The organism is Variovorax sp. Root411 (assembly GCF_001425205.1).
In the GTDB taxonomy this organism is placed as follows: Bacteria; Pseudomonadota; Gammaproteobacteria; order Burkholderiales; family Burkholderiaceae_C; genus Variovorax.
Genome location: NZ_LMDW01000008.1, coordinates 21,284 through 29,733 on the forward strand (window position 1 = coordinate 21,284; position 8,450 = coordinate 29,733).

Annotated in this window: 7 protein-coding genes and 1 pseudogene; 6 read left to right on the plus strand and 2 right to left on the minus strand. The window is 66.6% G+C overall.

The window, feature by feature from the left end:
• The first annotated feature begins 19 nt into the window (after positions 1-19).
• From ASC92_RS10740 to ASC92_RS10765, 6 genes are all read left to right on the plus strand, one after another.
• The gene (locus ASC92_RS10740) at positions 20-379 is read left to right on the plus strand and encodes a hypothetical protein (RefSeq protein WP_235505778.1); all 360 of its coding nucleotides are present in this window, start codon (positions 20-22) and stop codon (positions 377-379) included.
• A 174-nt stretch (positions 380-553) separates the two neighbouring features.
• Positions 554-1,252 carry a Bax inhibitor-1/YccA family protein gene (locus ASC92_RS10745; RefSeq protein WP_056514545.1) on the plus strand — a complete coding sequence of 233 codons (699 nt, stop codon included), beginning with the start codon at positions 554-556 and terminating at the stop codon, positions 1,250-1,252.
• Positions 1,253-1,274: 22 nt separating this feature from the next.
• Positions 1,275-1,817 (plus strand): Rrf2 family transcriptional regulator, encoded by a 543-nt coding sequence (locus ASC92_RS10750; protein WP_056514548.1) that lies wholly within the window; start codon positions 1,275-1,277, stop codon positions 1,815-1,817.
• Positions 1,818-1,988: 171 nt separating this feature from the next.
• The gene (locus ASC92_RS10755; RefSeq protein ID WP_056514565.1) at positions 1,989-2,780 is read left to right on the plus strand and encodes a fumarylacetoacetate hydrolase family protein; all 792 of its coding nucleotides are present in this window, start codon (positions 1,989-1,991) and stop codon (positions 2,778-2,780) included.
• Positions 2,781-2,984: 204 nt separating this feature from the next.
• A complete protein-coding gene (locus ASC92_RS10760) occupies positions 2,985-5,174 on the plus strand; it encodes a TonB-dependent siderophore receptor (RefSeq protein WP_082519565.1) in 2,190 nt (729 codons plus the stop codon).
• Positions 5,175-5,300: 126 nt separating this feature from the next.
• Positions 5,301-5,696: a hypothetical protein gene (locus ASC92_RS10765; RefSeq protein WP_056514551.1), complete on the plus strand. Its 396-nt coding sequence runs from the start codon at positions 5,301-5,303 to the stop codon at positions 5,694-5,696.
• 28 nt (positions 5,697-5,724) lie between these two features.
• Here the strand turns inward: ASC92_RS10765 and pilQ are convergent, their stop codons facing one another.
• Together pilQ and ASC92_RS10775 are read right to left on the minus strand one after the other, a co-directional pair.
• Positions 5,725-7,842, minus strand: coding sequence for a type IV pilus secretin family protein (pilQ, locus tag ASC92_RS10770; RefSeq protein ID WP_056514554.1), 2,118 nt, complete (start codon positions 7,840-7,842; stop codon positions 5,725-5,727).
• 309 nt (positions 7,843-8,151) lie between these two features.
• A pseudogene (locus tag ASC92_RS10775) lies at positions 8,152-8,435 on the minus strand (porin); the annotation flags it as partial.
• Positions 8,436-8,450: the final 15 nt, after the last annotated feature.

An 8,450-nucleotide genomic window follows, 5' to 3' on the forward strand; every position in this document is an offset into this window, starting at 1 on the left:
CAGGTAAAATTGTCCCTACATGTCCCGCTGGTTTGCCGCTGCTGTCCTCTCCATCATGTTGTCCTGCTACGGTTTTGCCGTGCTTGCGCACAGCATGATCGGTGCCGGCCATTCGCACGGCGGCCCGCAGGCCGCCACGCTGGTCGTCAACGTGGCCCTGTCCGACGCTCCGGCAGGCGCTGCCGATGAGGCGTCGGACGATGCCCTTTCCCTCGACGAAGCCGGCTCCGAACACGCCGAGCTGGTCAACGCGCGCAACGACGCGCCCGCGCTGCTGCGCTTCACGGAACAGCCGCCGAAGCTCGGCCTGACCACCACCGTCTCGCCATTGCTCGCGCGACCCAAGCGGCCACCCCGGGCCGCTGCCTTCGTCGCCTAGGCCTTAACAGCCTGCGCGACCGGGAGCCGCCATGGCTCCCGCCTTTGCGATTCGGCCCGCTCCCAGGCGGTACCCGCATCGCGGCAACGACACATCCCATTTCCGGCCCTGCGCCGCCACTGCACGCGCCATTGCGTGCAGCCGGCACAGGTCCAGCTTCAAGGAATCGACACAATGAACCACAGCCCTATCGCCCATCAGGACAGCTTCGGCCTCCCGCTCGCATCGCCGCAGGAGCGCAATCGCGTCCTTCGCAACACCTACTGGCTTCTCGCGCTGTCGATGGTGCCCACCGTGCTCGGCGCATGGATCGGCATCGCCACCGGCTTGTCGCGCGCCATGTCGCCGGGCGTCGGCCTGGTGGTGTTCCTCGGCGGCGCCTTCGGCTTCATGTACGCCATCGAGAAGACCAAGGAATCGGCCGCCGGCGTGCCGGTGCTGCTGGCCTTCACCTTCTTCATGGGCCTGATGCTGTCGCGCCTGGTCGGCTCGGTGCTCGGCCTGGCCAACGGCGCGAGCCTGGTGATGACGGCCTTCGCCGGCACCGGAGCGATCTTCTTCGGCATGGCGACGCTGTCGTCGGTCATCAAGCGCGACCTGTCCGGCATGGGCAAGTGGCTCTTCATCGGCGCCATCCTGTTGCTGGTGGCTGGCATCGCCAATTTCTTCCTGAAGTCCAGCGCACTGATGATGACGCTGTCGGTCCTGGCCATCGGCATCTTCTCGGCCTTCATCCTGCACGACCTCAAGCGCGTGAAGGACGGACTGGAGACCAACTACATCTCCGCCACGCTGGGTGTGTACCTCAGCATCTACAACGTCTTCCAGTCGCTGCTGGCCCTGCTGGGCATCGCCGGCGGCCGCGACGAGTAATCCCCCGAAAAGGAGAACTGACATGCGCCTCACCACCAAGGGCCGCTTCGCGGTCACCGCGATGATCGACATCGCACTGCACGGCCGTTCGGGCCCCGTCACGCTGGCGTCGATCAGCCTGCGCCAGCGCGTGTCGCTGTCGTACCTGGAACTGCTGTTCGGCAAGCTGCGCCGCGCCGACCTGGTCGAATCGACCCGCGGCCCCGGCGGCGGCTATTCGCTCAGCCGCAAGGCGGCGGAGATTTCCGTGGCCGACATCGTCCTCTCGATCGAGGAACACGATGCCGAATCCACCCGCCGGCGCAACGCCGACGCGCCGGGCGAGGCCGGCCGCTGCGAAATCGACGAGCTCTGGGCCACCGTGAATCTGCGGGCGGTCGAGTTCCTCAAGTCGATCTCGCTGCAAAGCCTTGTCGACGAGCAAAAGGCCAAGGGCGTGCAGGCCGCGGCCCGCAGCGACAGCCGGCGCACGCCGGCCGGCCAGCCGGCCACGCGCAAGCCTTTTGTCGTCAATGCGCCGAACTCGGTGTTCGCGCTGGGACGGCGCCAGCAAGGCGCCAGCTAACTCCGAACCGGCCGCCGAACGGTTCGACGGTCGGCGCCTGGCGAGAGCCAGGTGGGTTCTGTCCTGTTTTTGCGTAGATGCGTACGGTTCCCCAGAGGTTCGCCGTCCCAGAATGGATCGCCCGTGGAAGCACGGCACGCGCATTCGATCGACAAAACCAAGGAGACCCTCATGTCCACTTCCCGCCGCGGCCTGCTGGCCGGTTCCGCCGCCATGGCCACGGGCGCCATTGCCGGCTGTGCATTGCCCGCGGGTGCCGGCCGCGCGGCGGCAACGCCGTTCGACGTCGCCGCATCGACAATCCCGATCGTCGGCAGCGAGCAGGTCTTTCCGGTGCGCCGCATCTACTGCATCGGCCGCAACTACGAGGCGCATGCGCGCGAGATGGGTTCGGACCCGAGCCGCGAGCCGCCTTTCTTCTTCCAGAAGCCGGCCGACGCGATCCAGGTGGTGACGCCTGGCGTGGTGGCCGACCACCCCTACCCGTCGCTCACGAAGAACTACCACTACGAAGTGGAATTGGTGGTGGCGCTGGCCAAGGGCGGGCGCAACATCCCGGCGGCCTCGGCGCTCGACCACGTGTACGGCTACTCGCTCGGCCTCGACATGACGCGCCGCGACCTGCAGCGCGAAATGGGCGACCAGAAGAAGCCATGGGAAATCGGCAAGAGCTTCGACCACTCGGCGCCCGTCGGCCCGATCCACCCGGTGGCGAAGGTCGGGCACTTCACCGATGGCGCGATCTGGCTCAAGGTGAACGGTCAGACGAAGCAGAACGCCACGCTCAGGCACATGATCTGGTCGGTGGCCGAGCAGATCAGCCGGCTGTCGCAGGCCTTCGAGCTGAAGCCGGGCGACATCATCTACTCGGGCACGCCGGAGAACGTCGGGCCGGTGGTGCGCGGCGACCTGATCGAGATCCACATCGACCGGCTGCCGGAGCTGTCGGTGCGGATCGTCTGAGGGCGCGGCGCGGAGGCCGCCGGACCACTGCGCAGGTGCTCGCGGTCAGCCTCTACGACTTTCTGAAGCAGCGCGGGCTGGCGCCGTCGCCGGGCAAGTGGGCACCGAAGGGAAGAAACCACTCCCGGCAGCAGGGCCGGCATCCAGGATTTCTACCAGATTCACATTTAAAATGAGAACAATTCTTATTTAGATTGTGAGTCAATGTTGAGCCCTGGACACCAGAAAACCGCCGCCGCCGTCGCGCACCCCCCTCAAATTTCATTCAGGCGCAGCACATTCGGCCCGCCCGCGCGCGCCACGCTGCTGGTGCTGTTGGCCGCCGCCCAGGTCGGCCGGGCGCACGCACAGGAGGCGCAGGGCAAGGAATCCGCATCGCTGCCGACCGTGACGGTCACGGCCGAATCGCCGGACGACACGCCGCAGCACCTCGGCGCCAAGGTGAGCAGCGGCGCGCTCGGTGCGCGCTCGCAACTGGAAACGCCCTTCTCCACCACGGTGGTTCGCGGCGAGGACATGGCCGAGCGCCAGGTGTCGAAGCTGGGCGACGTGTTCGCGCTCGATGCATCGGTGAGCGACAACAGCGGCGCCTACAGCGCCTGGGCCAGCTACATCACGGTGCGCGGCCTGCCGCTGGACTGGCAGAACGGCTACCGCATCAACGGCCAGCCCTTTCTCAGCTACGCCATCACCCTGCCCTACGAGCAGTTCGAGCAGATCGAACTGCTCAAGGGTTCGTCGGGCTTCATGTACGGCTTCGGCGCGCCGGGCGGCATCGTCAACTACGTGACGAAGAAGCCCACCGACGAGCCGGTGCGCAGCATCGAGGTCGGCTACAAGACCGCCGGCATCTGGAGCGAGCACGTCGACCTGGGCGGGCGCTTCGGCGCCGACGGCCGCTTCGGCTACCGGCTCAACGCCACGCACGAGGAAGGCAAGACCTACAACGACGGCAACGTGCGGCGCAACTCGGTGTCGCTCGGGCTCGACGCGAAGCTCACCGACAAGCTCAGCTGGACCTTCGACTCGCTCTACCAGAAGCGCAACTCCACTGGCCAGACGCCGTCGATCTTCACGGGCAGCTACACGGGCACGCAGCTGCCCCGGACCATCGGCGCCGACAACCAGGCTCTCGTGGGCGCGGGGCAGCACCTGGCCACGGACTTCAGGCTCTACTCGACCGGCCTGCAATACCAGCTGTCGCCCGACTGGGCGCTGAGCACCAGCTACAGCCACAGCAGCGCCACGCGCAGCCGCAACGAAGGCATCGCCTACCTGCAGGACGCCGGCGGCAGCTACAACGACTACCGTTCCGACAGCGCGGAAGGCCATCGCTTCAACCAGTGGCAGGCCATGGCCACGGGCAGGCTGCGCACCGGCAGCCTCGAGCACCAGGTGACGCTGGGTGCGTCGTGGCAGAAGCAGGTCAACTACTACAGCAGCAACAGCATCTACCAGCTGATCGGCACCGGCAGCATCTTCGGGCAGAACACCAACAGCTACGCCAGCGCCACCGACTTCACGACCTACCGCAACAGCGACATCACGCAGCGCGCGGTGTTCGCGAGCGACACGATGAAGCTGTCGGAGAAGTGGTCGGTGCTGGCCGGCCTGCGCAGTACCACCTACGAGCAGAACGGCTACGGCACTACGGGAGCGCAGACCTCGACCTATCGCAAGAGCGGCGTGGTCACGCCCACGCTGGCGCTGATGTTCAAGCCCGCACCCGACACCACGCTGTACACCAGCTACGTCGAGTCGCTGGAAGCCGGCAGCACGGTGGGCACCCTCTACGCCAACAACGGCGAGTTGCTCAAGCCGCTGAAGAGCAAGCAGTACGAACTGGGCCTGAAGACCGAGCGCGAGCGCTGGAGCGCCACGGCAGCGCTGTTCCGCATCGAGCGCGGCGCCGAATACGCCAACAGCGCCAACGTGCTGGTGCAGGACGGCCAGTCGATCTACCAGGGCCTGGAGCTGGGCGCTTCCACGCGGCTGGGTTCGCAATGGCAGGTCGGCGGCAACCTGATGCTGCTCGACAGCTCGTATGAACGCGGCAGCAGCTACGTCGGCAACCGCGTGGCGGGCGCGCCCAAGCTGGTGGCGGCCGCGCAGGTGTCGTACGCGGTGGCGCAGGTGCCGGGCCTCAAGCTGTCGGCCGACATGAAGTACACGGGCGGCACGACGCTCAATGCGTCGAACCAGCTGAGCCTGCCCGGCTACACCATCGCCAACATCGGCGCGAGCTACACGACGCGCATCGCCGGGCGCAACACCACCTTCCGCGCGGCCATCAACAACGTGGCGAACCGGCGCTACTGGGAATACCAGTACGACAACTACATCAAGCCCGGCGACCCGCGCACCTTCAGCCTGAGCGCCAAGCTGGATTTCTAGACTCATCCGGTTGAGGCCGCTGCTCCCATCGCATGGCCGCGGCCACACTGCGCCTGCTTCGTGGGCGGCTTCTCCGTCGACCTGCCGTCCAATTTTTCTCCTGTTTTGAAGCTCACGATACCGGCCATGAACAGTCCCCGGCATCGCAATCCACACGGCGCATCGCACGCGCTGCGCTTTACCGGCCTGCCGGCATGGGCGCATGCAAAGGGCCATTCGCCGGAGCTCGACATGCAAGCGCGATGGAGCAAGACGCAGCCTGCCCTCGTCGCCATGCCGCAGCTCGGCAAATCCTTCTGTGCATCGTGTCTCGTGGCCCTGATGGCCTTCGGCGCGCTGGCGTTCGGCATCTTCGTGGCTGTCGGTGATACGTGCGCCGCGCACGAAGCCGGCACCCCGGGCAACTACAGCCAATCGACCCTCGCGCCGATCACGGCCACCGGCACCGGTGCCGCACGCAACCGCAGCTGCAAGCGCAAGCACGCGCCCGGCCGCCTTGGGCATTCGAAGACGATGCTCTAAGTGGTGCGCCCGCGCAGACAACTGCAGCTCACCGCGCCGCGTTCCTGTCCGAAATCATCTTCGGGCTGATGAAGATCAGCATCTCGGTCTTGTTGTTGACCCGGCTGCGCGTACGGAACAGCGCGCCGACCATCGGCAGTTCGCCCAGCACCGGCACGCGCGACTCCGAACTGGTGTCCGTCAGCTCGAAGACCCCGCCGATGACGACCGTGCCGCCGTTCTCCACCAGCACTTCGGTCTGGATGTGCTTGGTGTTGATGGCGTAGCCCGCGGTGGTCGACTGGCCCACCGTGTCCTTGTTGACGTCGAGCGCCAGGATGATGTTGCCCTCGGGCGTGATCTGCGGCGTCACCTCCAGCTTGAGGTTGGCCTTGCGGAACGCGATGGACGTGGCGCCGCTCGAGGTCGCGACCTGGTAGGGCAGTTCGGTGCCCTGCTCGATCAGCGCCTTGGTCTGGTCGGCCGTCACCACGCGCGGGCTCGACACCACCTTGCCCTTGCCGTCCGCCTCCAGCGCGGAGATCTCGAGGTTGAGCATCTTCGTCAGGCCCGAATTGAACAGCGACAGCGCGAAGGTGCCGACGGCGTCGCCGGTCGTGCTGGTCGCCGGCAGGTTGACGAAGCTGGTGCCCGAGTAGGTGTTGGTGCTGGTGGTGGTCGTCACGCCGCTGGAGGTGCTCGTACTGACGGACGGCGTCACGCCGACCGACGAGTTCGAGTTGACGAAGCCGCCGCCCAGCTTCGCGCCCAGCGACTTGCTGAAGGTGTCCGTGGCTTCGACGAAGCGCGCCTCGATCAGCACCTGGCGCACCGGCACGTCGAGTTTCTGGAGGAGGTCGGCCACCTGCGCGAGGCGCGACGGAATGTCGGTCACGAAGAGCTGGTTGGTGCGCACCTCGGCCAGCACGCTGCCGCGCGAGCTCAGGATGCGGGTGGCCGAGCCCGAGCTGCCACCACCTCCACTGCTGCCGCTGCCCGTGAGCCCCTGCGCCACCGTGGCCGCCTTCGCGTAGTTGAGCTGGAACGACTGGGTGCGCAGCTGCTCCAGGCCCTGCAGCGCGGCCTGCGCTTCGTACTTGATCTTTTCCTTGGCGTTGAGCTCGTCTTCCGGCGCGATGCGCAGCACGGTGCCGTTCTTGCGCATGCCGAGGTTCTTCGCCTCCAGGATGATCTCGAGCGCCTGGTCCCAGGGCACGTCCTTCAGGCGCAGCGTGAGCGTGCCGCTGACGGAGTCGGACGTGACGATGTTGAAGTTGGTGAAGTCCGCAATCACCTGCAACAGCGATCGGATCTCGATGTTCTGGAAGTTCAGCGACAGCTTCTCGCCGCTGTAGCCCGTGCCTTGCGCCAGCTTGTTGGGGTTGTCCTTGCGCGGACGCACCTCCACCACGAACTGGCTGTTGCTCTGATAGGCGCTGTGCTCCCATTCGCCGCGCGGGTCGATCACCATGCGCACGCGGTCACCGGACTGCTGCATGCTCACCGATTGAACGGGCGTGCCGAAGTCGGCCACGTCCATCTTGCGGTTCATGCCCTCGGGCAGCGACGATTTGGTGAACTCGACCACGAGGCCCTTGCCCTGCTGGCGGATGTCCACGCCGACCTGGTCATTGGGCAGGCTCACGATCACGCGGCCGGCGCCCTCGGTGCCCAGGCGGAAGTCGACGTCGCGCAGGGGCAGCACGTCGCGGTTGCGGTTCTCCGCGAACTCGAAGGGCGTGGACGCGACCAGTGCCGCGCCGGCCGCGGGTTCGAGCGACACGAGCAGCGATTTGCCCTGGAGCTGCGTGCGGTACGCGGTCGACTGCTTCAGGTTCATGACGAGGCGCGTGCGCTCGCCCGCCTGCACTACATTGACGGAGCGCAGGTTGCCCTGGTTCACGTCGATGGCCGCGCGGCCCAGGCTGCTCGCCATGCCCGGAAAGTCGAGCGCGATGCGCGCGGGAGACTGTATGGCGAAGCCTGCAGGCACAGCGGCCAGCGGCTCCGAGAAATCGATGCGCAGCACTTCCGTGCCGGCTTGCATGGAGCCGGTGACCGACTCGATGCGGTTCTGTGCCTGTGCCGTCGCAAGCGATCCGGCGCACACAAGCAAGAAGACGCACGCACGCAACCAGCGCGCGAGCGCGAATGTCTGTTTTTTCATTTGACCTGCCTTGAAACTGCGGCTTCACCTCCTCGCTGCCTTGGGGCTCCCTCATGAGCGCAGCGGGCCAGGCAGCGCGGCCACCCGGCCGCGCTGCCCCCTCATCACATCGTCAAACCTGCATCAGAACGCGTGACGAATCCCGAAGTCGTAGCCGGTGGACGAACGCGGCAGGCCCGTGTAGCTCACGCCCGCGCTGCCGTAGCCCGCGGTGCTGGCCGACACCAGGCTGCCCGTGTAGTTGGCGTCGTTGCGGTTGTTCACGCGCGCCACCGTCGCATACAGCGCCGTGCGCTTGGACAGGTTGTNCTGGCCGACACCAGGCTGCCCGTGTAGTTGGCGTCGTTGCGGTTGTTCACGCGCGCCACCGTCGCATACAGCGCCGTGCGCTTGGACAGGTTGTGCACGTAGCCAACCGCGAACTTGCGTGCCATCGGGTCCTCGCCCGTGATGCCGGCCGCGCCTTCGTTGTAGCGAACCTGCGAGTACGCCACGCGGATCAGGCCTGCACCCACCGGCACGGTCGCGCCGACCAGGTAGCCGTTGTAGGTGTCGTGCGTGTTGGTCAGCGCCGTGGTGAACTTGTTCTTCACGTTCGAGAGTTCACC

What these genes read in the sequence shown, in the direction of transcription:
- ASC92_RS10740 (WP_235505778.1), top strand. Translation starts at nt 20, where the DNA reads ATGTCCCGCTGGTTTGCCGCTGCTGTCCTCTCCATCATGTTGTCCTGC.
- ASC92_RS10745 (WP_056514545.1), top strand. Translation starts at nt 554, where the DNA reads ATGAACCACAGCCCTATCGCCCATCAGGACAGCTTCGGCCTCCCGCTC.
- ASC92_RS10750 (WP_056514548.1), top strand. Translation starts at nt 1,275, where the DNA reads ATGCGCCTCACCACCAAGGGCCGCTTCGCGGTCACCGCGATGATCGAC.
- ASC92_RS10755 (WP_056514565.1), top strand. Translation starts at nt 1,989, where the DNA reads ATGTCCACTTCCCGCCGCGGCCTGCTGGCCGGTTCCGCCGCCATGGCC.
- ASC92_RS10760 (WP_082519565.1), top strand. Translation starts at nt 2,985, where the DNA reads ATGTTGAGCCCTGGACACCAGAAAACCGCCGCCGCCGTCGCGCACCCC.
- ASC92_RS10765 (WP_056514551.1), top strand. Translation starts at nt 5,301, where the DNA reads ATGAACAGTCCCCGGCATCGCAATCCACACGGCGCATCGCACGCGCTG.
- pilQ (WP_056514554.1), bottom strand. Translation starts at nt 7,842, where the DNA reads ATGAAAAAACAGACATTCGCGCTCGCGCGCTGGTTGCGTGCGTGCGTC.